The sequence below is a fragment of the Priestia sp. ABM2_011 genome (genome assembly GCF_056158845.1).
In genome coordinates this window covers 3166459-3189262 of record NZ_JBSWUB010000001.1, presented here as the reverse complement: position 1 = coordinate 3189262, position 22804 = coordinate 3166459, and the positions used below count along the sequence as shown (strand labels likewise).

Sequence of the window (22804 nt, the reverse complement as noted above, 5' to 3'; positions counted from 1 at the left end):
CGGAATAATGAATGGAACGCAAGACTTTTATTTAAAGTTTTTCTTCTCTAACATCTTGGCGGTTATGCCGTAACAAAATAAAAAAAGGGCCCGCAACTGGAATGAAACATAAGAGAAGGTAAGGCCGGGATGCTATCTTTTCTTTTGTCATAACGGAATAAGAAAGCCACGTTAAAACAAAAAAATCAGCGGTCATCACGCTAACAAGCTGTGACTGCATAAAAGCATCTTCATAAGCTCTTATTGAACCTATGGATAGTCCGTATACGTAACCAGCAATCGTGAGTGCTAAGCATAGTCCAATCCATAGACGAGAAGAAATGATGGCAATGAAACGTGAAGGAATACGCGAACGTGTTCGAACTTTTTGTCCTTTCCAATGATAATAGAACAAAAGAGAAAAAGCTCCAAGCGCAAATGATAGGAGAGAAAATGGCCATCCAGGCAGTTTGTACGTATCTTTTTTACAAATCATTACCATGAACAATACTGGGAAAAGTCCTAAAAAAGAGAATGCCATAACTACGAGCGGATTTACCTGTTGAAAATTTCCTGTGACAAGGTTTTTAAACAGCATATCATCAGCGGCGCTTGCTCCCGGAGCTAGCAGAAAGGTGTATAGTACAAGCATAGTCCATACAATGATGTACATATTCTCAACTCCTTTTAATTGTTTTAGTATACAAAAACCATTTCAGTATATTTCCCCGTTTTGTGATGAAGGGAAACGCTTGAAACTCTTCTTTAATTAGGTGTAATATTACACTAAAGACATGTGCGTGTATAGAAAGAAAGGGCTGTAAAAATGGATAAACAAGAAGTGATTAAATCCGTATCGGATAAAATACGATTAATTCGTTTAGAAAGAAACTATTCACAAGACAGAATGGCTGAAGTTATTGGTATTTCAAAAAAAACATTGGTTCAAATTGAAAAAGGGCGCACGGAAGCAGGGTGGACGACCACTGTTGCAGTATGCGGTTTGTTTCGTGACAGTGAAATCCTTCAATCGGTTTTAGGAGACGTCCCCTTAGAAGTAGTAGAAATCATTGCTCATAACGGCGTATCTTCTCCAAAAGATAAAACGCTCGGAGGAAGAGTATGGTGGAAAGAGATTCAAAAAGAAGGTTCTTTTCGTCTGCAGCAAAATATGATTAGTCAGCACTATCGTATTTTAGATGACCAAGACTATCGATGGTTTAGTTCATTTGATAAAAGCGAAGCTGTAGAAAGGTTTGAAGAATTAACGAAGAAATAAAAACAAGCACTTGTTTTCAAGTGCTTGTTACTGATTCATTAACGTGCCGGATGAAGGGCGGTTGAACCAATTCCATAGCTCTACATCTCCAAGTGACGCGTAGGTGATAGACGGATCGTTTTTTAATTTCAGCAGCTTTTTGGTAGGTCCTGTAATCACAACGCCGTACACACCGACTCCATGTTTCTTTACATAAGAATATCGCTGCTTTAGCAACAAATCGGAATGGTCTAGCTGACGAACTTTTTGGACTGTTTCTTCATTATCGGCTAATAGTTTCATCATATCTAAAACGTTCGACTTGCTAGTAGAGTGCGTTTGATTTCCTTTGTGCTCGTAAGGCAAGTCTAAAAACTCTGGAAAGCCAAATGTTGATGTTAAGTCAATTAATGGCTCATCTTTTGTGCTTGTTTTTTGTTCGTTCCCTGTATTAAGCGCGTACCAAGAGGTAGAAAAATCACGGCTGTCGATGGCATTCATTTTTTGCTGAACTTCTTTTAGCGAATACGTATTATCAAAAGAAATAGCCACTTCGCTTACCGTTCCTTTTGGTAGGTTTTCTAATGCATTCCATGTTTCATTCGTCCATTCCTTATACTCTTTTGCATGCAGCTTTAGTTTTTTTGGATCAGGATAGACAAAGGAAAGGTTAAGGTCGTATTTACCACCAGAAAATTCTTTTTCTACACCGCTCGTTTTATCAAACAGCTGATGAAATGTAAACGTCCCAACGGCCTGCTCTTCACGTCCAATTAGCTTATAAGCTTCCATTTGCGACTGCATTCGGAAAAAGGACTGTGTATCAGAAGTGGTTTCACGTGTATGAACGTTCGGAAAAGCAGATTCGATAGCTGCTTGATTGACGCTGTTTATGTATTCGGTTTTTGATTGATGATAATATACAATGGATAAAAAGCTGCCAATCATCCATAGCAGAACGACAGAGCTAATGACAGTTGTCACATTTGAAAGGCGCTGCTTCCATTTGGCCATATAAATGGACTTTTTCACTTTTTTATTATCCAACATCGTATCGTCATTTAGTGAAGTAGTTGATGGAATTGGCGATAACGGTTCATCTTCAGTTAGCAAGTGCTCTAAATGAGCTGAGCATGCTTCACAATTTTCCGTATGTTGTTCAAGTGTTTCTGCTTCTTTGTCTGTCAAAGTGCCGTTTTTATATTTTTCCCATTGATGCTTCATATCTTGACAGCTCATCCGTCCTCTTCCTTTCTTTTTTTCAATTGTTGACGACCACGATACAAGTCCATTTTCACTTTTGACAGAGTAAAGCCAGTCATTTCTGCAATCTCTTCATATGTGAAGCCATGATAATCTCGTAACAGTACAATATTCTGCTTAGCCGGAGGCAAAGCAGATACATCAGAAAGCCAGCCGTCGATTTCACTTTGAATCATCACTTGTTCTTCAGCACTTGGCTGAGGAGTAAAGTGCCATTCTTCTATTTCGACAGTAGGGCGTTTTTTTTCTTTTCGATACCAGTCAATAAAGGCGTGATAAGCAATTTTGAACAGCCAAGGCTTTACTTCCTCGCCTTTATACGTTTCTAAGTGTAAAAGTGCCCGGTAAAAGGTCTCCTGCATTAAATCTTCCGCTGATTCTTTTCTGCGAGTAAGAGAGAGAAGATAGCGCAGCAAATCATGCATGTGCTGTTTATAAATGTGTTCAAAGTTATGCTGTTGTGCCATTTTCTCCCCCTTTCATTTAATCAACGCAATTTGTGGATAAAAGTTTCGGTTTTTTTATCAAAAATCGTATGTAATAGATAAAAGATGCTTAAAATACGATATATAGCTTATCATACTAAAAAGAAAATCATATGAAATTCGACATAATTCCGTGTAATTTGTCATTTTTTTAAAAAACTAAAGGGTAATTGGTGTTCGAAGGAAACAGAAAATGTTATGATAGAACAAGGATGTGCTCTTACAAAAAACAGCTACATACATAATAAAAAATACAGCGTTTGTTTGCAGAATGAAAATGGACAAACACATGGTGTTTAACCATCGATGTTTGTGGGAAAATAAACTAAGTATTTTCAACAAAAAGTAAATTAAATTGTGTTTTCACTTATAAAAAACACGGTAAATTGGAAAAGGTGGGGTCATGATGGACGTAGAAAATACACAAGGTACAGAAGAACAAGCACCTAAAGTCAAGGCAGCTAAAGTTGGCGATACGATTCAGCCTAAAAAAGGCGACTATAAAGGATTTAAAGGAATTGTTATGGTAGTGCGAGACAATTCGGTTATCGTAGATTTTGGAAAAGATGCTGAAACGGGCGAATCCATGAAAACAGTCGTTAATCATAAAAACTATAAAATCGTAAAAAAGTAGGTGAATAACCTACTTTTTTTTACTGAATATATGTTTAAAGACGGCGATTTTTCTACCGGAAACTTTAGAGAAACGCATAGGTAAAGCAATTCTTTGAGAAGAAGAATGTTTTTTAGTAAACTATAGAAAGTATGTAGAAAGAAAGGATTTTTTGTTATGTCAATTCAATTATCACAATTATCATTACCAAAAGAGGTTCTTTCGCTTTTAGCGAATCGTAAATATGAAAATCTGTCTCATGCTGATCAGCTATTAATCGGAAAAGGCGGCTATACAGCAGAAGAAGCAGATATTTTAGAAGATGCCATTATTGCCTTATCACTAGGGAAAAACGTACTTTTAAAAGGGCCAACAGGTTCAGGTAAAACAAAGCTTGCTGAAACGCTGTCGCATTTATTTTCTCAGCCGATGCATAGCGTTAACTGCTCGGTTGATTTAGATGCAGAAGCGCTGCTTGGCTTTAAAACAATTTCTGAACAAGAAGGGAAAACAGGTATCGAGTTTGTAGAAGGACCTGTTATTCAGGCAATGAAAAAAGGCCATTTATTATATATTGATGAAATTAACATGGCGAAACCTGAAACGCTTCCTATTTTAAACGGGGTACTTGACTACCGGAAAATGATTACAAACCCATTCACTGGAGATGTAGTGCGCGGTCAGCAAACATTCGGCGTAGTAGCGGCTATTAACGAAGGGTATGTTGGGACTGTTCCATTAAACGAAGCGTTAAAAAATCGTTTTGTTGTCATTGAAGTGCCATATATTCAAGGGAGCAGCTTAAAGCAAGTTCTAATGTCTCAGTCTCAGTTAAAAGACGAAAAATTAATTGATAAATTTGTCACGCTCTCTGCAGATTTAATTACTCAAGTTCAAAGCGGCCATGTATCAGAAGAAGCTGCGTCTATTCGTGCGCTTATTGATACGTGTGATTTAGCTCTTTATATGCCGCCTCTTCGCGCGATTAAACGCGGTATTATTGAAAAGCTAGAAGATGAAAGGGAAAAAGCCGCCATTCAAAATATTGCTGAAACATTATTTGAGTAAGGAGTGGCGCTATGCGATTTATTAAATTTAACGACAAAAATGTAGATTCCTTTCTCTATATGGAGCTGGCAGATTTAACGAAAACATTAACAAAAAATGATGAAATTGAAGTAGAGTATCGCGTTTCATCTTATTATGATCCTGTACACTGCATTATTTATCTCAGTCACTTTTGGGATAACCGTCCAGAAGAAGACAAAGTGTATGGCTTAAAAAGTGATGTATTTTTAAGAAGTATTGGAAGCTATAAGCATTCAAACTTCAAAGAAATTAATGCATATTTAAAGAAAATAAATAAAACGTCGGTACCTAGCTTAGCTAAGCAGCTGTTTATGCTGTTTGAAGATATTCGTTTAGAAGAAGTATGCAAACGCGAACGTCCTGGAACGAAAAAAGCCTTCGCCGTCAGAAGGCAGCTCTATAGAAAATATTTTGCTACACAAATGAGCGCAAATTTAACAAAAAGCGTGTACACGGATGCACTTTTTAACGGCATTTACTTGCTATTAACGGCTGAAAATCCGTTTGAAGAAATTCCTTCAATGAGTGAATCGATTAACTTAGCGATGCCTTTTATTCGCAGACAGCTAACAAATGTATATGAAGCGAAAACAACAAAAGATGTATCGCGCATCTGCCTTGAACTCGTAGATGTTTTTGATGATATTATCGAAAAAGATATGCTTAATACTTATTTCTTCTTGGCTGAACTTCAGTATGATCAGTTAGAAGAAGGGTTAACATTTGAAGATTTAAAACGCAAAGATTCATTAGTGAACGATGATATTTTAGAGCATGAAAAAGACGGAGATGAAGACATTCACGAAGAGAAAATGGAAATGTGGCATCGAGAGACAAGCGAAGCGACGCAAAGTTTTCTACAGTTTGATATGGATCAAGGTTCAAAAACAGACATGCTAGGCGATGGTGTTCGTGAAGGCGACGATGGAGATCAAGCAATGGGAATGGTGCAAGGATCTTCTCAAAAAACATCACGGAACGATTATTCTCAAATAGAAGCCATGGAGCAAACGCATCCGGAAAAAGACGGGGAAGCGGATTATGAGTATGGGAAAGAAAATAAGCATGCCTATGCTGTTTTTGTAGATTCTAAACTTCCAAGCGACGATCACGTTGTTCAGTATGATGAGAATAAAAAAATCATTGCATCGTATCAAAAAAAATTAAAGCAAATGATTGAAAAAACGCTTGAACATAAAAAAACGCTACCTAGAAGCGAGCTGCACTTTGGCCGATTAAATAAAAAACTTCTAAAACTATGGACGGATGATAATCCTCGTTTGTTTTATAAAAAAGATGAAGATTCTGCCCAAATTGATGCTGTGTTTTCTCTTCTAGTTGACTGTTCGGCATCGATGTACGACAAAATGGATGAAACGAAGCTCGGGATTACGCTATTTCATGAAGCGTTAAAGTCTGTTATGGTGCCTCATCAAATTGTTGGATTTTGGGAAGATACAAATGATGCTACTGAAACAAGCCAGCCTAACTACCTGCAGACGGTGATGGACTTTCAAGCATCATTAAAGCGTAAAAGCGGTCCTGAAATTATGCAGCTTGAGCCTGAAGAAGACAACCGTGATGGATTTGCCATTCGCCACATGACACGCCGCTTGCTTCAGCGTTCTGAACAGCAAAAGTTTTTACTTGTGTTTTCAGACGGTGAACCAGCCGCTATGGGATATGAACAAAATGGTATTGTAGATACGCACGAAGCGGTATTAGAAGCACGCAAGCACGGAATTGAAGTCATCAACGTCTTTTTATCCAACGGGGAAATTGATGAAGGACAAAAGAAAACCATTCAAAATATGTACGGCAAATATAGTATTCTAGTACCAAACATCGAAGAACTTCCCGATGTGCTATTTCCTTTACTCAAGAAATTACTTCATAAAAGCATTTAAAAAAAGTCGAAGCATATTGCTTCGACTTTTTTTGCTATTGACCGTTAATGCGGAGGGAGGTAAGTTAAATATATATGAAAAAGAGAGAAGGAATGGTAAGTGGAAGGAGTTCAAACTTCATCTAAAAGAGCGTGGGGGCTGCTGCTTGTAATCATTGGTGCCACGATGTGGGGAGTGTCTGGCACGGTAGCTCAATATTTATTTCAGCATAAGAGTTTTAACGCAGAGTGGCTGGTCGTCGTTCGTATGTTAGTATCTGGATTGCTGCTTTTGGCAATAGCCTCTAAGCAGCGCAATATTTTTGCAATTTGGAAAACAAAAGAAGAGAGGACTTCGCTGCTTTTGTTTGGTGTAATCGGTATGCTCGGCGTGCAGTATACATATTTTGCAGCTATTGAAGCAGGAAACGCTGCTACAGCTACAGTGCTTCAATATACGTCGCCAATATTTATTATTGGCTATTTAGCCGTGCAAGCAAGAAAGTGGCCGGTGAAAGTAGAAATGATTTTTGTTGCGCTCGTCATAACGGGGACATTTTTTCTTGCAACAAGCGGAAATTTTAACGAGCTGTCTATTACAGGATGGGGGTTGTTTTGGGGGATTGGAGCAGCTGTGACGTCTGCTTTTTATACGCTTCAGCCTAAACGTCTTCTTGCAAAATGGAGCTCAGTTGAAGTAGTAGGCTGGGGAATGGTAATAGGCGGCGTAAGTTTTTCATTTATTCATCCGCCGTGGCATATAGCCGGTGAGTGGTCGCTATTGTCGCTGTGTGCGGTGCTATTTGTGATTATCTTTGGAACGCTCATTGCCTTTTATTGCTACTTGGAAAGTTTGAAGCACATTGGCGCTTCTGAAGCCATTGTTCTTGCGTCAGCAGAGCCTTTGTCAGCAGCGGCGCTCTCTGTTCTATGGCTTCATGTGACTTTTGGGTGGACGGAGTGGCTAGGTACAATTCTTATTATCGCTACGGTATTTTTGCTTTCTCAGCGAAAGCCAGAGGTGACATCATAAGTAAAAAGGACTTTCATTTGAAAGTCCTTTTTATTTTTATAGAGGTTTTAGCGTAAACGTGTTTGTATACGAGCGGTTGGCGTATAGTGTGTAATCAGGATGTGTTTTAGCTCCCCAGCTGTCGTCTCCGCCAACGCCCATTTGCTTGTAGTTAACCCGCACGGTTACGGAATCGCTTAACGGCAATTTGTAAAAATGATCGTAAGCCTCCAGTTCAAAAGGTGAGTAAGGTAAAGCATTCAGCTCGACTGTTGGCAAACCTTTTAGTAAAAAGCCGCGTCCTTGATCGTTTGTAATAGTTGCCCATCTAACGTCCGTTTTGTTTCCGCATTCTTGAGGGCGTAAATACGGTGTAACTTGCTCTTTTACACTGCCTTTATGAAGGCCAAGCTTAGCGCCAGTTTTACGATCCCAATAATTTTCATGAGGGCCTCTGCCGTACCATGTTAAAGAATCAAAAGCCGCATCCATCGTAAACAGCATCCCAATTTCAGGAATTTCAGGCATTGACTCAGAAGGTGCTAAAGATTGTTCAATCTTCATTTCACCATCGTTATATAGCGTATACGTTACATAGCAAGAAGCAAGAGAGATGTCTAAAGCTAGCTCAACCGAAATGATAACAAAGTCAATTTGCGGTTGAACACTTACTTTTTTCACGTGCTGCTCTAAACTTGCTTGACGCCACGTTTGACATCTTTCATGCAATTTATTGCCGAGGTCATTATCGGTGATTGCGCGCCAAAAGTTCGGATGGAAACCCGATGCAAGCAGCTCGGTATGCTCATAGTTGTAAGAGATAAACTGCCCTTTTTGCTTGTCAAAAATAGCCGTGAAGTTAGTTCCTGTAACCGTCAGCGTTTGTTCGTTTTGGTCAACTGATAAAGCAGGATAAACAGCTTTTACTGAAGGTACAGCGGTTTTGGCAGGCAGTACAAACTGTTCGTACGCCACTTCATATCCAGCTGAAGCCCAGGCTGTATCTTTGGATAATCTGATAGAAAGAGTTAAAACAAATTCATCAGTTTCGTTTTCTTGCTCGTAAAAAGGATAAGAAAGCGTCAGTTCGTCTGTACCATCAGGATCTACATTTAAAAGGGACGCATGCTTTTCAAGTAGTTCACCGTTTTTTTCAACAGTCCAAACAAAATCATAGGCGTTCAAGTTTGTAAACAGGTGTTTGTTTTGAACGGCAAACTTTCCTTTAGAAGCGTCGACTGCTGTCCACTTTACAGGCTGATAGCATTTTTTTACTTCTGCAATTTTCGGGCTAGCTGTCCCATCAGCAAAGATTAAGCCGTTTCCGCAGAAGTTGCCGTCGTTAGGCGTATCACCAAAATCTCCGCCGTAAGCTAAGTAAGAAGTACCGTCTTCTGCTGTTGTTTGAAGAGCTTGATCTTTCCAGTCCCATATAAAACCGCCTTGCAAGATTGGATATTGATCGAACAGCTCCCAGTATTTGTATAGATTTCCGCAAGAATTACCCATCGCATGACTGTATTCACACAGAATATAAGGTTTTTTCGGATTCATTAAAGCATAGCGCTCTACATCTGCTGGCTTAATGTACATCGTGCTTTCTATATCAGAAGCATCATAGTCGCGGTGATGGAAGATTCCTTCATAATGAACAAGTCTCGTGGAATCTTTCTCTTTTAAAAAAGTATACATATGCTGAAAGTTTTCTCCGCCAAATGATTCATTACCAAGCGACCAAATAATAATAGAAGGGTGGTTTTTGTCACGTTCGTACATCGAACGACAGCGATCTAGTACGTTTTCTTTCCATTCTGGCTTGCTTCCTGGAACGGCTTTTTGCTCGCCTTCTTGTAAATAAGTCCACGTTCCGTGCGTTTCTAAATTGGTTTCATCAATTACGTACAGTCCGTATTCATCACACAGCTCATACCATACTGAATCGTTAGGGTAATGGGATGTACGCACCGCGTTAATATTATGCTGTTTCATCAGCAAAATATCGTGAATCATGTCTTCGCGTGTGATGCCTGCACGGCCTTTTACTGAATCAAATTCGTGGCGATTTACTCCTCGAAGTACAATACGCTTGCCGTTGATTGTCATAAGGCCATTCTTTAGTTCAAACGTACGGAAGCCGACTTTACAGCTTTCCGTTTCGATAATAGAACCAGCAGCATTCTTTAAGCTGAGTACAAGCGTATACAAATTAGGACTTTCTGCGCTCCATTTTGCAGGGCTTTTAATGTGTGTACGTAAGGACGCTGTATATTGATCGCTTACACTTACATTTGTTTGCAGCGGAGCTTGTAGTACTTCTTGGCCATTCGCGTCATACAGCATGGCTTCAAATGTTAGAGCTTGAGTATCGTGCTCAAAGTAATTTAAAATATCAGCTGAAACGCTAAGTTCACCATCTTCGTAGTTGTTATCAAGCGACGAACGAACGCTAAAGTCATAGATGTGAACCGGTGGAGTAGAGTACAGATACACATCTCGGAAGATGCCGCTCATTCGCCAAAAATCTTGGTCTTCAAGCCAGCTTGCGTCACTCCAGCGATATACTTCTACTGCTATCGTATTTTCACCATCTTGAAGATAAGAAGTTATATCAAATTCAGCTGGAGTAAAGCTGTCTTCGCTGTATCCAACAAACTCACCGTTAACCCAGACGTAAAAAGCAGATTCGACGCCTTGGAAGCTGACGTACACCGGCTGATTTTCCCATTCTGATTTAGGTGTAAAAGTACGGACGTACTGACCGACAGGGTTATATTTAGTCGGTGCAAAAGGAGGTTCGAGGTTTTCGTTTTCAACCCAAGGGTATGTCACGTTTGTATATTGAGGATAGTCATATCCTTGCAGCTGCCAGTGTGAAGGAACTGAAATAGAGTCCCATTTCTTATATGAAAATTCAGGAGCGAAAAAGTTTTTGACGCGGCCATCCGCATTTTCAGCAAAATGAAAGTACCAGCTTCCATTTAAGCTTTGGTAGTAAACAGAAGATTTTCTATCATTTTTTAAGGCCTCTTCGACCGTTTGATAAGGCATTAGTAAAGCGTGTGCTTTCGAACGGTTCAATTGAAAAATTTCAGGGTTGTTATTCCATTCAGGGTATCCGTTTGCAGGTGCTGTATAATTAAATTTCTTGCCGGTTTTTAACATGTCGATCCCTCATTTCTAGATTACTAGGTTATTAGTTTATATGAAAATGATAACGTTTTCTAAAAACCTTATCAATCTAATTATTTTCATGATAATATAACTATATTCACATAAAAAGGAGGAAGTAATGTGGACCGTATGTACTTTCCGGCTCTTTCAGATGAAGATATGAAACTCCCATTCTATGTTACAAGCGCTGGAAGTTGGAGACATCAAACGCATATTAAACGTCAGGGAGAGTTTCCTGATTATCAATGGATTCAATGTATAAAAGGAAGAGGCGAGCTTCGTGTAAATGACGAGGTTTATATTATAAAAGAAAATGAAGGGATGTTTCTGACGCCGCATGTTCCGCACGAATACTACCCCATTACGAGCGAATGGCAAGTATGCTGGGTTTCTTTTAATGGAAGTGTAATTGATGATATCATGCTTTCTCTTCAATTTATTAATTCCGGAAAAATCGTCCTTACACATGCTGAAAGCCTTTATAGGATGCTGCAAGAGATAATGAATTTGTTAGAAGAAAATCATACCTCTAGCACCATGAAGTGCTCTGAACTACTATATAGCGTCATTTTGAAACTTCGCCAAGACAGCGTATATATAGAAAGCAAAAGTCGCTTGCAGCAAATTACTCAGCTAAACCCAGTCCTTCGCTATATTGAGGAATATTATCATCAGCCGTTAACGCTAGAAGTACTGGCGAAGCAGCTCAACGTAACGGAGCAGTATACGTGTTTGCTTTTTCAACAATCTCTTGGTATCCGGCCGTTTGAATACGTAACGCGCGTCCGAATTCAAAAAGCAAAGAAACTGCTGCTTAAAAACAACCAAATCTCTGTACAAGATATAGCAAGACAAGTAGGGTATGAACATCCAAGCTATTTTATCAAGCGCTTCAAAGAACAAGAAAACGTGACTCCAACTGTTTTTCGGAAAATGTATTTTTCATAAGTTACATACATTGGGTTTTATCTAGGTTATAAGAAATGATGTGGATGCTAGTTATTTCGTATGAGTTTTAAAAAAAGAATTTAAATGTAGTTTTAAGTAAAAACGGGGAGGAAAAGTAGAGAGAAGAAACAAAAAGGAGGGATAAACGTGTTTGGGTTAAATGATCTTCCAAAGTTTGTGTGGTCATTCTGTCTTGTATTGCCACTTGTATCATTTGTTCATCAGCTGGGGCATTCCGTCATGGCAATTATTTTCGGAGGGAAGGTCGATTTTACTATTGGGCGGGGGAAAACGATTCTTAAAATGGGGAAGTTTAAAATTAAGTCAGTCTATTTTCTAGACTCGTTTTGTAAATATGAAAATCTTAAGAACGACAGTCGCTTTTCCCATGCAGTGGTGTATGCGGGCGGTGTACTGTTTAATTTACTTACTATTTTTATAATAAATGGATTAATTATGGCTAATATTCTGCCTGAAGATATATTTTGCTATCAATTTGTTTATTTTTCAGTCTATTATGTTATTTTTTCACTGCTGCCAATTCAATATACAGAAACATCTGCAAGTGATGGACGTGCTATATATAACGTATTACGGTACGGGAAAACGTGTGATCCAGATTAAAGGGCTGTGTGTAGCAGCCTTTTTTGGTGCCTTTTTTCTGTTTCATTTAAATAAAAAAAGGAAAACTTTACGAAAAGAAAATAGTAGCGGATAATAAAGATAGTAGATGTTGGAATGGAAGAAAGGAGAGGATTTATACGATTATTGAGACAGAGCGAATGACGCTGCGAGCTATGGCTGAAAGCGATGCAGGCAATTTAATGAAAATATTTGAAGATGCTGAAGCAATGAAGTATTATTCTTCTACTAAAAATGAACAAGACACATATCGCTGGATTCAATGGATGAAGCAGCATTATCAAACATATGGCATTAGCATGTGGATCGCTGAGGATAAACAGAATCGAGAGTTTCTAGGGCAGTGCGGCATGGTTCTTCAAAAAGTAGACGGCAAGGTAGACCCGGAGCTTGGCTATTTATTTTTACGCAGCCGCTGGGGAAAAGGCTATGCGAGTGAAGCAGCAAAAGCTTGTTTAGATTATGGCCTTCATACGCTGAAATTTCAGAAGATTATATCATTAATTGATCCGGCCAATTATCCATCGATTAAAGTGGCTGAAAGAATTGGCATGAAAAAAGAAAAGCAAGTTAACAAATGGGATAAATCATTATTCTTTTATAGTATATATAATGAAAAATGAGAGTAAAGGAGTGTTAGCATGATCAACATTAACAACGTTTCGGTAAAACGAGCAGAAAAAGAAATTTTAAAAAGCGTGTCGTGGTCAGTGGAAAAAGGGGAACATTGGTGTTTGCTTGGGTTAAATGGTTCCGGAAAAACGACGCTTTTAAATATCATCAACGGATATATCTGGCCTACAAAAGGGGAAGTAGAAGTTCTTTCAAGGAAATTTGGAGAAACAAATCTGTCTGAGCTCAGAAAAGAAATTGGATGGGTAAGCTCTTCGCTTCAACAGCGGTTTCGAGATGACGATACGGTTGTAGAAATGATTTTAAGCGGAAAATTTGCATCTATTGGGTTATATGAACAAGTGGAGCAAAAAGATATGAACCAAGCCATAGAATTAATGAAGCTGCTAAATTGCGAAGATTTACAAAATCAGGCCTACGGAACACTTTCTCAAGGAGAGCGCCAGCGAGTGCTAATTGCTCGAGCTCTTATGGCTTCACCAAAGCTTTTAATACTTGATGAGCCATGTACAGGTCTAGATATAATGGCCCGAGAACAGCTTCTTCAGCTGATTGCAAAAATGGCAGAGCAGCCAAATGCTCCTACGCTTATTTATGTTACTCACCATGTAGAAGAAATTTTGCCTTGCTTTACCCATACGCTTTGTATGCGCCAAGGAGAAGTGTTTTCTTCTGGAAAAACGAAAGACCAGCTCACTGAGCCGCATCTTTCTAAATTTTTTAATCACTCCGTAGAGATTCAGCAGCAGAAGGAACGCACTTGGCTGTCATTAAAAGAACCGGTAAAAAGCTGAGCTAGCGTCGAGAAACCTTCTTACATACCATGGGAAAAAGAGCGCTGCTTGCAATGGAAACAAGCTCATTGTGGAGATAATGTTTACATGCTACATAAATAGTGGTGCTGCAAATAATATCAATGAGTAAAAAAGCAGCAATGTCATGTTTATCAATGGTTACAAATACAAAAGAAGAGGAATCATAAGCTGTCATCGTTGGCTCCTTTGGTTATATCGTTATGTTACTTTATTCACAAAAGGCTTGGGCTATACGAACTTTTAAAGAAGTACGATGATGACAGCTGATTCTCTCCTCTAAAGCTGATAATACTCTTGTTCGAGTATACTCATGATAATATCTGTCTGAAATGCTTCTTCAATAAAAGCACCTTCACGCTCTATTCCTTCTTTTACAAAACCGCATTTTTCATAACAAGCAATGGCTCTATGGTTGTATTCGAGCACTCGTAAATCGACTCTGTGCAAGTGAAGGTGTTCAAATGCGTATGCCAGCACCAATTTTGTAACTTCAGTGCCAAGCCCTTGATTCCAAACGGAAGAATCGAATAAACCAATAGCATACCGTGCGCGCCGGTCGTACTCGTTAACGGTCAGCCGGGCTTCTCCAACAAACTGCTGCTGATATTCAACACACCAATTCAGCTTTTGAGACTTTATGTACTCGACGTGCCGCTTGGCATCTTGTAATGTAAGAGGTTTTAAGTTTCGGGTATCGCCTCCGTACATACGAATAAGCTCTTTTGTTTGCTTGCACGCTAGATAGTCATGTACATCGCTGTCTTTTGGTTTTCTTAGTATCACGTTTTTTCCTTTTAAAAGTGGTGAAACATTATTCATTTGATGCATCCTTTCTTTCCCAACATTAAAAAGGTATTCCACTTGTCTCCTAAAAAAACCTGCTTTTATGTACAAAAAGAGGCTGGAATAAAAGGATTTTAGACAAAGTGAAAAACGAACCATTGATCAAGATGTTTGATTCGTGGTTCGTTTTTTTTGTTAGGGTAAACATAGGTTTCATGTGTGTAAGTCTTTCTAGCAGTTGATTGGAGGGCAAGGCGAAGACTCCCGCGGAAAGCGAAGCCTTGCACGGAAATCAACTGCCGTGTCACAAGCGATCCATAGGAGCTCATGTATCCTATATGTTCGTCTTTAGATTGGATTCATTTCGTCATGTCTCAACCCCTTTATGAAGAATGTTTTTTTGCGTAGTGGGCAAGTGCAAGAAGAGGAAAAATATCATTGTAGCTGTGGTACTGAATATAAAATTGTCCAGGAAGACCAATTCCCGTGGGATAATGAATTTGCTGTTCTGTAAGATTTGGATTCAGTAAAAATTTAATTCCTTTTTCAACTGCTCGATCTTTTAATGGACATATTGTCATTAAAGCATCGAGAGCCCAAGCCGTTTGAGAAGGAGTGCTAAACGATAGTGGCACATATTTTTTTAAAGAAGCGCTATAGCATGATTCTCCGAATCCGCCGTCTTCTTGTTGAATGCTTTTGAGCCAATTGATGGCTTTGATGATACGCGGATCAGAAGCGGAAATTCCTACAGCACGGAGTCCAGTAATAGCGGCCCACGTTCCGTAAATGTAGCAAACACCCCACCGGCCGTACCAGCTTCCGTTATCCAATTGATGATCAAACAGCCATTTTACTGCAGCTTTAATCGAAGGGTGGGATTTATTCATACCGGCAAAGTTTCCGAGGCACTCAAGCACTCGACCGGTTAAATCGGCAGTAGCCGGATCCGTTGCTGCGTCTTTTGCGTTTTCAAGCGGCAGATAAGTAAATAAAATAGAATCGGTATTTTTTTCAAATGCAGCAAAACCCCCGTCTTTGTTTTGCATGGACAACAGCCAGTTAATGCCCCTTTGCCAAGACTCCAAATAATCTGTATCGGTTTGCGCTCTTCTAGAAAGAGCTCTAATAGCAGCAGACGTATCGTCTAAGTCAGGGTTATTCGTATTAATATCGGAAAATCCCCAGCCTCCAGGCGCTGTATTGGGGTTATGAAACTGCCAGTCTCCAAGCTTTGTATGCTGTCTTTTCTTTAAGTAACGAGTTGTGCCTTTAATCATGGGATCTTGCTGCGGTACACCTGCTTCTTGTAGAGCGTAAGATAGCAGGGCGGTATCCCAAACGGTTGACGTGGAGTTTTCTACGTGCGTGCGACCGCTGCATGTACTAAGTAGTGAACAAATACCGTCAATTGCTTTTTGAACCACAAACGAATCTTTTTTATAGCCAAGAGCCAAAAGACCGTAAATCATAAAAAAAGTAGAGGTTGCGTAGCTGTAGAGTGTTCCATCTTTTTCAAGTCTTTCTAGCATGTAACGCTCGGCTGCTTGATAACCAAGCTTGTGGATGTAAGAAGGTAAAGAAGCCAGCTGTTTTAAATGGTCGACTAAAAAAATAGAAGCGCGTGATTCTTGAGCAACTTCATCCGCTTCCTGTTTCTGCTCTCTTACATCTAAATGAGAAAGAGAAGGTGTATGCCTAGAAGTAAGTGAAAATTTTTTGTTTCCAGCTACCATCATCGGGACGAAGTGAATTCTGGCATAGGTGCTTAGTTCATAAAAGTTAAGCGGTACATAGGTAGGCACGAGCAAAAGAGAAAGCGGGAGGTAAAATAGCTTTGGCCACTCGTATAAGCCGTTAACACAAAGCATCCATCTTGTGAGAAAATGAGCGCGAGAAATGCCTCCTGAATCTATAATATATCTTTCTGCTTTTCGCAAAATCCGGTCATTTTTTTGGTAATAGCCTGAATATAAAAGAGCTGTATAAGCTTGAATAGTAGCGGATAAGTTGTGTTCTTCATCATCAAACAACGTCCAAAGACCATCTTCATTTTGAAGGGAAACGATCCGTTCGGTTAATTGTTTAATCAACACTTCTTTATCTAAATCAAAGGTGCGAAGAAGCATAATTAAAAACGCATCAGGCATAACGCCTGTTTCAAAACAGTAGCGAAATGACCCGTCATTTTTTTGTGTTGGGCGCAGATAGGCGATTCTTCGCTGAATCTCTAGCTGAACTTCCTTTAGCAATATGATCACCTCTTATGATAATGCTTTTCAATCTTTCGACCTGTTTCTTTATAACTGTATTCAAAGGAAGAGCGTTCTATGAGAGGAGAAAGTTGCAAAGAATAGAGCGCTTGCTGCACAATAAAGGTACTGGAAAATTGGAGTGATAGAAGTGAAAGAAATACAGGTAGAAGTTATTCAAGGGCGAGGCTCTTACCGAGAGCTTGGTAAAATGCAAGGGGAATCACATAAAGGAACAAAGCTGTTTGAAAATCATCAAAAAAGAAGAAAACGTTCATTACGAAGCTATCAAACGATAGCAAAAGAAGCTCGTCATTATTACGACTTATTTGCTCCCGGACTGTGGGACGAGCTATTGGGCTTAGCAGAAGGCTTAGATTGGCCTCTTGAAGACGTCATACATGAGTACAGCGGGTATCAGCAAGAGTGGAAGAAAACGGGATGTTCTGCTCTTATGCAGCACGGTGTGTATGTGCGGAATTACGATTATCATCCGAAAACGTACGAAGGTCGATTTTTGCTTTTTCAGCCAAATGAAGGATATGCAAGCGTCGGGTTTGGAACAAGAATGATTGGGCGAATGGATGGAATGAACGAAAAAGGATTAGCAATTGGCTATCATTTTGTTAATCGCCGCCGTCAAACGAACGGATTTATTTGCTGTACGCTTGCTCGGTTTATTTTAGAAACATGTGAAACGACAGAAGAGGCTGTTGCTATTTTAGAAAGGGCACCGCACCGTCATGCGTTTAATTATTCCATTTACGACCGCAGCGGACAGGGAGCAGTAGTCGAAGCATCTGGACGAGGCGTTCATGTACAAAGAGGAACGATGATGGGGTGTACGAACCATTTTAATCAGCTGGTCGAAGAAAATCGTCATCATTTGGTAGAGTCAAAGGAAAGGCTCGATCATATTCGAGATCATATTGAAAAAAAGCTATCGCCTCTTGAAGCTTTTTCTTTATTTAATGAAGATGAATACGGTATTTTTAAAGAAGATTACCGGAATTCTGCTGGAACGCTTCATACAGTGGCATATGTACCGGAGACGCTGCAAGTCATTGTGGGAATTGGACGAAAAGCAAAACCTCTTATTTTCTCGTTTGAGGATTGGGTGAAAGGAGAACAATTAACTATAACGAAAATAAAAGGAACGGTAAATACAGACGAACCATTTCCGTTTCAGTAAGGAGCAGCATAATGAGAATTGTAACGAATCAAGAGATGTATCAAGTAGATGATTATATGACGAATACAATTGGGATGAGTGAAGAGTCCCTTATGGAAAATGCCGGACAGGCTGCTGCAAACGCGCTGAGTGAGCGAATCGAAAAATATGAAAAAATAGGGCTGCTTATAGGAACGGGAAACAACGGAGGAGACGGCTTTGTTATTGCCCGTGCTTTGAAGTCAAAAGGCTATGAAGTTGACGTCTGGGTAGTTCCTGCACGGGAGAAAATAAAAGGCGCAGCTAAAAAAGCCATGATCATCTATGAAAATGCTGAATTCGCGTGGCAATCGGCGGGAGACAACTTCTCTGTAAAAAAGTATACGGTCCTTATTGATTGTTTATTAGGTATAGGCGTAAAAGGCAGCATCAAATCTCCTTATGATAACATTATAAAAAAAATAAACGACTCTAAGGCTTACATATACAGCATCGATGTCCCAAGTGGAGTAATGGAACAGAAGCAAGAGCTTACGGTACGTGCAGATGCTACGATTACGCTTCAGCAGCCAAAGATCACGGCATTTACATACCCGAGCAAAGAAAGCTATGGTGAATTGATTGTAGTAGATATCGGTATCCCACCGCTAGCAATTGGAAAAAGCTCATCCCTTAAAGAGGTATGGTCAACTCAGCATATTAAACAATCTTTTCCCATTCGGAATGCTTCGTCCAATAAAGGTACACATGGAAAAGGAATCGTAATAGGAGGTTCACTTCAAACACCCGGAGCGCCGATGCTAACGTCAAAAGCAGCACTCACAAGCGGAGCAGGGCTCTTAACGCTTGCGCTTCCGAATGATATTCATGCGATTGCAGCTGCTCACATGTTAGAAGTGATGTATAAGCCATGCCCAAGCAAAGATGGCTTTTTTGCAGGCGAGATTCCTTTAGAAGAAGCAAAGTACGATGCAATTGCAGTTGGACCAGGGCTTGGGAGAACGGAAGAAACAAAGAAAGTTGTCGAACAAGTACTTCAACAGCCCGTTTCTGTTGTAATCGACGCAGATGCTCTTTTTCATCTGCCGGATTTGATGAAAGAAGTAAAAGAAAGAGAACACGCAACGATTTTAACACCTCATCCCGGAGAAATGGCTAGACTCGTGGATACAACAATCGCAGAAGTAGAAGCAAATCGATTTTCGATATCTAGCCAATACGCAGTGGAAAATGGTGTGTATCTTGTATTAAAAGGCCCAAACACGATCGTTACAACGCCGGATGGAAAACAATACGTAAATACCACTGGAAACGCAGGACTTGCAAAAGGTGGAACGGGTGACACGTTAACCGGAATCATCCTCGCTTTTATTATGCAGCATGATTCTCTTCAAGAAGCAATCAGCAATGCGGTATATGTTCATGGAAAAGCAGCGGATGTGCTGCTCAATCAGGGGCATACAATGATAGATATGTTAGCAAGTGACGTTATTTCTGCACTTCCGGCAGTCTTCGGGCAGCTGAATGAGAAGTGATTTCTTCTGGATTATTAAAATTTGTTGACAAAATCCTTCAAAAAGTTGTCAAAACTCTGTGTAAATGATAACGTTATTTTACGTAAGATTTTACATAGAAAGAAAGTGATGTTGTGTACTACTCAATGAGACCAAGAGGCATTCATTTAGCTGTGCCTACACTTTTCTTCCTTATTACAGTCGTGTTATTTGCGATGATGCAGTTTGGTTTTTATTTGGATTCCAGCATTCTTCGTAAAATTTGGGTCATCATTATGGCTTTATTGCCCATTGCTGGACTAATCACGGCTATTAAAGGTAGAAGAGGAAGCGCAAAGCCGTGGTTAATTATAGGAAACGTGATTCTTATTTTAACCGTTACAATAATGAGCGTACAGGCTATTATTTATTAAACAAAAAAACGTGTTCGCCAAACAGGCGGACACGTTTTTATTAGGAAGAAGAAAAGAGCTGTTTCGCTTATTCTTGCATCGCGGCATTTATTCCTTCTTTTCTAACTTCTAGCATATGAGTAGCTTTTTTATCAATACCTTTAGCTGTATCGGAAGAAATGACGCCTACGCTGCTTAAGTCATAGGCAAGACTTGTAACAAGCAGCTGCTCTCTTTGTGCGAGTGTGCCGTATGTAAGTGCAGCGGTTTTAGCTTGAATGCCACTCATATTTAATTCATCAGTAGAAGAAGCTGCTTCTTTTTTTGCGGCTATTGCTTCTTGATAAAGAGAATCATATCCTCCAAACCCTACTTGGGCAATTAGAAAGTTATAAATGTCATCGGCCGATTTTTTCGAAGGCTGAGAAAAAGCTCTTTGAAATTTATTGCGCGGTAAAAAGTTTAGTGCCGTCTGTCTTCCGTCTTCATAAATTTTTTCTTGTATTTCTTTAGTAGCTTTTTCGTCATTTTTTTTCTGTGCTGCATCTAGCTGTTTGCGATATTTTTGAATAATGACTCCGTCCTGCTGATTGTTTCCCTCTTTGAAAGTAGCTGCGGCTTGTGGAACATCTGACGTTGCTAGCGTCTCAGCGGCGTTCTCTGAAGAAGAAAAGAACGTATTTTTGACAAAAATAAGTGCAAAGATCAGCAAAATAAACCATAAAAACCTAAATTTCTTAAACAAAACGTTCACCTCTGTATAATATTTCTAATTATGTAAAACAACATCGATCAGTATACAACAATTTTAGTGTCTTTTTACACATTTACCCAAAAATAAGAAAATAGTAAGAGGTGGTTTTATTAATCTAATAGATATATAGGTTTATTGTTATAGTTCTAAAGAAACCATTGATCTATTTGTACTGATTTACATAGTCGAATATGTTTTTGCTAATAAGGCTTAAAGTGACAAGAATAAAAAGCGTTCGGACGTACGTCACGCCTTTTGATAAAGCGACGTTTGATCCAACGAAAGAACCCACGATCATCGCAAACCCCATAATTAATCCGTAAGAAAATACAACAGAATTAAAATACAGAAATACAAGCAAAGCACCTAAATTACTGCCGAAATTTAAAAATTTTGCGCTGCCTGCTGACTGCAGGAAATCAAATCCCATAAATAAAAAAGCAAATAAAATAAATGAACCTGTGCCTGCTCCTAAAAATCCATCGTAAAAGCCAATAATAAAAATAAGTGCAGTAAAGAAAATAAGTTTCTTAATAGACAGCGGCTTATACGTGGACGTGGTGCCCCAGTTTTTTTTGAAGATTGTATAAATAGCAACTAAAACAAGGAGAATCAAAATAACAGGTTTCAAAAAAGCAGAGGATAGAAAATGAACGGTGATTGAACCTCCCAAAGAGCCAATAAATACAAAAGGAAACCATTTACCCACAACGCGAAAATCGACTTTTCCGGATTTGACAAATCGAATGGTACTCGTTAATACGCCCATCGTTCCAGCTAATTTATTTGTAGCTAAGGCAGCAGCGGGCGGCAGGCCTAAAAATAAAAGAGCGGGTGTAGAAATTAAACCGCCTCCGCCCACTACGGAGTCAATGAATGCAGCTAAAAAACCAAAGAGTAAAAGCAAAAGAACAATCTGTAAACTTAATTCTTCCATAAAGCACCTTCCTCATGTCATAATATATATATAGTGACTACTTAAATAGTAACTATATAAAAAGCAGTTGTAAATATGTAAATGATGAAAATTTCAAATAACTTAAAAAACAGGGAGGTTTCCTTTATGGAAAATATTATTCAGCAGCTGCAGTCGCTTGGATTTAATCAGTATGAATCAAAAGTATACGTGACGCTTGTCAAAAAAGGATCTTCCACTGCTTATAGCATTAGTAAACATTCAGGTGTGCCAAGAGCGCGTGTATACGATATTTTACAAACACTAGAGGAAAAAGGCATGGTGTTAAAAGAAGAGAGTAATGATGGCACCCAGTACACGTCGCTGCCCGTCGATGCTTTTTTGCATTCGCTGCAGAAAAAATGGAACGAAACGTATGAAGACGTTAGCGAAACGCTTAAACGTCTTGAAGCTGCAGAGTCTATAGAAGAAAGCCGGGTTATGACGATGAGAGGAGAAACAGCCATTCTTGCTTTTTGTGAGTCGCTATTGTTAAAAGCAAAAAATAAAATTGTCATCTCGCTTTGGCCTGATATTTATAATGAGTTGAAGCCTCTTTTATTACAGCTAAGGGAGAGTGTCACACTAAAAGGAATTGTGTTTGAACAAGATGAAGCGATGGAGGAATTTGACCGGCACCGCCATACAAGCTATACCGAAAATATTGGGAATCAAAACTGGTTTATTATATCTGTTGACAGCAGTGAAATGATTTATGGTCATAAAGAAATGGCTTACTATACCAATAACGGAGTTAACATTAATTTACTTGAAAACTATATTTGGCATGATATCCTCGTTAACAGACTTGTAGAAAAAAGTGATCGAGAAATGGACAGGTGGATCGAAAGGGAAAGAGAAAGCTTTTTTGCGTAGAAAAGAGACTTAGACATAACGAAATCACTTCCATCGAAAGACGAACAAACGGGATAAATGATCTAGTATGAATGGCTTGTTACATCGCAGTTAATTTCCGTGCAAGGCTTCGCTTTCCGCGGGCGGACGATGAGCCTCCTCGTCGCTTACGCGCCTGTGGGTTCTCATCTGTTCCGCTTTTCCCGCAGGAGTCTTCGCCTTGCCCTCCAATTAACTGCTGGAAGCAGCCACCATGCATGAAAGCTACGTTCACTTTACCAACAGAAAAATCCGAACAAAGTTGATGCTCCATTAAGAGTCTCAAGTCCTCGTTC

23 protein-coding genes are annotated in these 22804 nt (G+C 39.4%); 13 read left to right on the top strand and 10 right to left on the bottom strand.

The window, feature by feature from the left end; all coding sequences use genetic code 11:
* Positions 1–31: 31 nt before the first annotated feature.
* Positions 32–652 (bottom strand): hypothetical protein, encoded by a 621-nt coding sequence (locus ACXAE4_RS17165; protein ID WP_475236473.1) that lies wholly within the window; start codon positions 650–652, stop codon positions 32–34.
* A gap of 153 nt (positions 653–805) precedes the next feature.
* Between ACXAE4_RS17165 and ACXAE4_RS17160 the strand changes: the two genes are divergently transcribed.
* On the top strand, positions 806–1258 hold the full coding sequence (locus ACXAE4_RS17160) for a helix-turn-helix transcriptional regulator (RefSeq protein ID WP_033578859.1): 453 nt from the start codon (positions 806–808) through the stop codon (positions 1256–1258).
* 27 nt (positions 1259–1285) lie between these two features.
* Here ACXAE4_RS17160 and ACXAE4_RS17155 read toward each other — a convergent pair whose 3' ends face one another.
* Both ACXAE4_RS17155 and ACXAE4_RS17150 read right to left on the bottom strand, forming a co-directional pair.
* Positions 1286–2476, bottom strand: coding sequence for an anti-sigma factor (locus tag ACXAE4_RS17155; RefSeq protein WP_205664060.1), 1191 nt, complete (start codon positions 2474–2476; stop codon positions 1286–1288).
* A complete protein-coding gene (locus ACXAE4_RS17150) occupies positions 2473–2967 on the bottom strand; it encodes an RNA polymerase sigma factor (protein ID WP_013056868.1) in 495 nt (164 codons plus the stop codon). Before ACXAE4_RS17150 ends, ACXAE4_RS17155 begins: the two co-directional genes overlap by 4 nt.
* Before the next feature lie 421 nt (positions 2968–3388).
* On the opposite strand from ACXAE4_RS17150, the gene ACXAE4_RS17145 reads away from it, so the two are divergent.
* The 4 genes from ACXAE4_RS17145 (at position 3389) to ACXAE4_RS17130 (ending at position 7605) form a co-directional block, all read left to right on the top strand.
* Positions 3389–3619 (top strand): YkvS family protein, encoded by a 231-nt coding sequence (locus ACXAE4_RS17145; protein ID WP_013056869.1) that lies wholly within the window; start codon positions 3389–3391, stop codon positions 3617–3619.
* 156 nt (positions 3620–3775) lie between these two features.
* Positions 3776–4666 (top strand): ATP-binding protein, encoded by an 891-nt coding sequence (locus tag ACXAE4_RS17140; protein ID WP_014460283.1) that lies wholly within the window; start codon positions 3776–3778, stop codon positions 4664–4666.
* 11 nt (positions 4667–4677) lie between these two features.
* Positions 4678–6594 (top strand): vWA domain-containing protein, encoded by a 1917-nt coding sequence (locus ACXAE4_RS17135; protein WP_155010181.1) that lies wholly within the window; start codon positions 4678–4680, stop codon positions 6592–6594.
* A 99-nt stretch (positions 6595–6693) separates the two neighbouring features.
* Positions 6694–7605, top strand: a complete 912-nt coding sequence (locus ACXAE4_RS17130) for an EamA family transporter (RefSeq protein ID WP_205664061.1) — start codon at positions 6694–6696, stop codon at positions 7603–7605.
* A 36-nt stretch (positions 7606–7641) separates the two neighbouring features.
* Here the strand turns inward: ACXAE4_RS17130 and lacZ are convergent, their stop codons facing one another.
* On the bottom strand, positions 7642–10746 hold the full coding sequence (gene lacZ, locus ACXAE4_RS17125; RefSeq protein WP_205664062.1) for a beta-galactosidase, LacZ type: 3105 nt from the start codon (positions 10744–10746) through the stop codon (positions 7642–7644).
* Positions 10747–10884: 138 nt separating this feature from the next.
* On the opposite strand from lacZ, the gene ACXAE4_RS17120 reads away from it, so the two are divergent.
* From ACXAE4_RS17120 to ACXAE4_RS17105, 4 genes are all read left to right on the top strand, one after another.
* A complete protein-coding gene (locus tag ACXAE4_RS17120) occupies positions 10885–11703 on the top strand; it encodes an AraC family transcriptional regulator (protein WP_205827060.1) in 819 nt (272 codons plus the stop codon).
* A 147-nt stretch (positions 11704–11850) separates the two neighbouring features.
* Positions 11851–12327, top strand: a complete 477-nt coding sequence (locus ACXAE4_RS17115; protein WP_028413498.1) for a site-2 protease family protein — start codon at positions 11851–11853, stop codon at positions 12325–12327.
* 158 nt (positions 12328–12485) lie between these two features.
* Positions 12486–12968, top strand: a complete 483-nt coding sequence (locus tag ACXAE4_RS17110; protein WP_098112555.1) for a GNAT family N-acetyltransferase — start codon at positions 12486–12488, stop codon at positions 12966–12968.
* Between the two features lie 18 nt (positions 12969–12986).
* Positions 12987–13772 carry an ABC transporter ATP-binding protein gene (locus tag ACXAE4_RS17105; protein WP_028413496.1) on the top strand — a complete coding sequence of 262 codons (786 nt, stop codon included), beginning with the start codon at positions 12987–12989 and terminating at the stop codon, positions 13770–13772.
* 1 nt (position 13773) lies between these two features.
* Here the strand turns inward: ACXAE4_RS17105 and ACXAE4_RS17100 are convergent, their stop codons facing one another.
* The 3 genes from ACXAE4_RS17100 to ACXAE4_RS17090 form a co-directional block, all read right to left on the bottom strand.
* Positions 13774–13968, bottom strand: a complete 195-nt coding sequence (locus ACXAE4_RS17100) for a hypothetical protein (RefSeq protein WP_013056879.1) — start codon at positions 13966–13968, stop codon at positions 13774–13776.
* Positions 13969–14069: 101 nt separating this feature from the next.
* On the bottom strand, positions 14070–14612 hold the full coding sequence (locus tag ACXAE4_RS17095) for a GNAT family N-acetyltransferase (RefSeq protein ID WP_028413495.1): 543 nt from the start codon (positions 14610–14612) through the stop codon (positions 14070–14072).
* A gap of 347 nt (positions 14613–14959) precedes the next feature.
* The gene (locus tag ACXAE4_RS17090; RefSeq protein ID WP_289578902.1) at positions 14960–16837 is read right to left on the bottom strand and encodes a terpene cyclase/mutase family protein; all 1878 of its coding nucleotides are present in this window, start codon (positions 16835–16837) and stop codon (positions 14960–14962) included.
* A gap of 142 nt (positions 16838–16979) precedes the next feature.
* Here ACXAE4_RS17090 and ACXAE4_RS17085 point away from each other — a divergent pair, with 142 nt between their 5' ends.
* The 3 genes from ACXAE4_RS17085 to ACXAE4_RS17075 all read left to right on the top strand — a co-directional run bounded on the left by ACXAE4_RS17085 (position 16980) and on the right by ACXAE4_RS17075 (position 19926).
* Positions 16980–18020, top strand: a complete 1041-nt coding sequence (locus tag ACXAE4_RS17085) for a C45 family autoproteolytic acyltransferase/hydolase (RefSeq protein WP_098112557.1) — start codon at positions 16980–16982, stop codon at positions 18018–18020.
* Positions 18021–18031: 11 nt separating this feature from the next.
* On the top strand, positions 18032–19534 hold the full coding sequence (locus ACXAE4_RS17080; protein ID WP_475236465.1) for an NAD(P)H-hydrate dehydratase: 1503 nt from the start codon (positions 18032–18034) through the stop codon (positions 19532–19534).
* 113 nt (positions 19535–19647) lie between these two features.
* The gene (locus tag ACXAE4_RS17075) at positions 19648–19926 is read left to right on the top strand and encodes a hypothetical protein (protein ID WP_223260155.1); all 279 of its coding nucleotides are present in this window, start codon (positions 19648–19650) and stop codon (positions 19924–19926) included.
* A 67-nt stretch (positions 19927–19993) separates the two neighbouring features.
* Here ACXAE4_RS17075 and ACXAE4_RS17070 read toward each other — a convergent pair whose 3' ends face one another.
* A complete protein-coding gene (locus tag ACXAE4_RS17070; protein WP_228307703.1) occupies positions 19994–20659 on the bottom strand; it encodes a hypothetical protein in 666 nt (221 codons plus the stop codon).
* A gap of 163 nt (positions 20660–20822) precedes the next feature.
* Positions 20823–21596, bottom strand: a complete 774-nt coding sequence (locus ACXAE4_RS17065; RefSeq protein WP_289578903.1) for a sulfite exporter TauE/SafE family protein — start codon at positions 21594–21596, stop codon at positions 20823–20825.
* A 126-nt stretch (positions 21597–21722) separates the two neighbouring features.
* On the opposite strand from ACXAE4_RS17065, the gene ACXAE4_RS17060 reads away from it, so the two are divergent.
* Positions 21723–22490, top strand: a complete 768-nt coding sequence (locus ACXAE4_RS17060) for a TrmB family transcriptional regulator (protein ID WP_047751054.1) — start codon at positions 21723–21725, stop codon at positions 22488–22490.
* Positions 22491–22569: 79 nt separating this feature from the next.
* On the opposite strand, the gene ACXAE4_RS17055 is transcribed toward ACXAE4_RS17060, so the two are convergent.
* The gene (locus ACXAE4_RS17055; protein WP_033578872.1) at positions 22570–22782 is read right to left on the bottom strand and encodes a hypothetical protein; all 213 of its coding nucleotides are present in this window, start codon (positions 22780–22782) and stop codon (positions 22570–22572) included.
* Positions 22783–22804 lie beyond the last annotated feature (22 nt).

Coding starts and splice junctions, on each gene's coding strand:
- ACXAE4_RS17165 (WP_475236473.1), bottom strand. CDS start 652: ATGTACATCATTGTATGGACTATGCTTGTACTATACACCTTTCTGCTA.
- ACXAE4_RS17160 (WP_033578859.1), top strand. CDS start 806: ATGGATAAACAAGAAGTGATTAAATCCGTATCGGATAAAATACGATTA.
- ACXAE4_RS17155 (WP_205664060.1), bottom strand. CDS start 2,476: ATGAGCTGTCAAGATATGAAGCATCAATGGGAAAAATATAAAAACGGC.
- ACXAE4_RS17150 (WP_013056868.1), bottom strand. CDS start 2,967: ATGGCACAACAGCATAACTTTGAACACATTTATAAACAGCACATGCAT.
- ACXAE4_RS17145 (WP_013056869.1), top strand. CDS start 3,389: ATGATGGACGTAGAAAATACACAAGGTACAGAAGAACAAGCACCTAAA.
- ACXAE4_RS17140 (WP_014460283.1), top strand. CDS start 3,776: ATGTCAATTCAATTATCACAATTATCATTACCAAAAGAGGTTCTTTCG.
- ACXAE4_RS17135 (WP_155010181.1), top strand. CDS start 4,678: ATGCGATTTATTAAATTTAACGACAAAAATGTAGATTCCTTTCTCTAT.
- lacZ (WP_205664062.1), bottom strand. CDS start 10,746: ATGTTAAAAACCGGCAAGAAATTTAATTATACAGCACCTGCAAACGGA.
- ACXAE4_RS17120 (WP_205827060.1), top strand. CDS start 10,885: ATGTACTTTCCGGCTCTTTCAGATGAAGATATGAAACTCCCATTCTAT.
- ACXAE4_RS17110 (WP_098112555.1), top strand. CDS start 12,486: ATGACGCTGCGAGCTATGGCTGAAAGCGATGCAGGCAATTTAATGAAA.
- ACXAE4_RS17105 (WP_028413496.1), top strand. CDS start 12,987: ATGATCAACATTAACAACGTTTCGGTAAAACGAGCAGAAAAAGAAATT.
- ACXAE4_RS17100 (WP_013056879.1), bottom strand. CDS start 13,968: ATGACAGCTTATGATTCCTCTTCTTTTGTATTTGTAACCATTGATAAA.
- ACXAE4_RS17095 (WP_028413495.1), bottom strand. CDS start 14,612: ATGAATAATGTTTCACCACTTTTAAAAGGAAAAAACGTGATACTAAGA.
- ACXAE4_RS17080 (WP_475236465.1), top strand. CDS start 18,032: ATGAGAATTGTAACGAATCAAGAGATGTATCAAGTAGATGATTATATG.
- ACXAE4_RS17065 (WP_289578903.1), bottom strand. CDS start 21,596: ATGGAAGAATTAAGTTTACAGATTGTTCTTTTGCTTTTACTCTTTGGT.
- ACXAE4_RS17060 (WP_047751054.1), top strand. CDS start 21,723: ATGGAAAATATTATTCAGCAGCTGCAGTCGCTTGGATTTAATCAGTAT.
- ACXAE4_RS17055 (WP_033578872.1), bottom strand. CDS start 22,782: ATGGAGCATCAACTTTGTTCGGATTTTTCTGTTGGTAAAGTGAACGTA.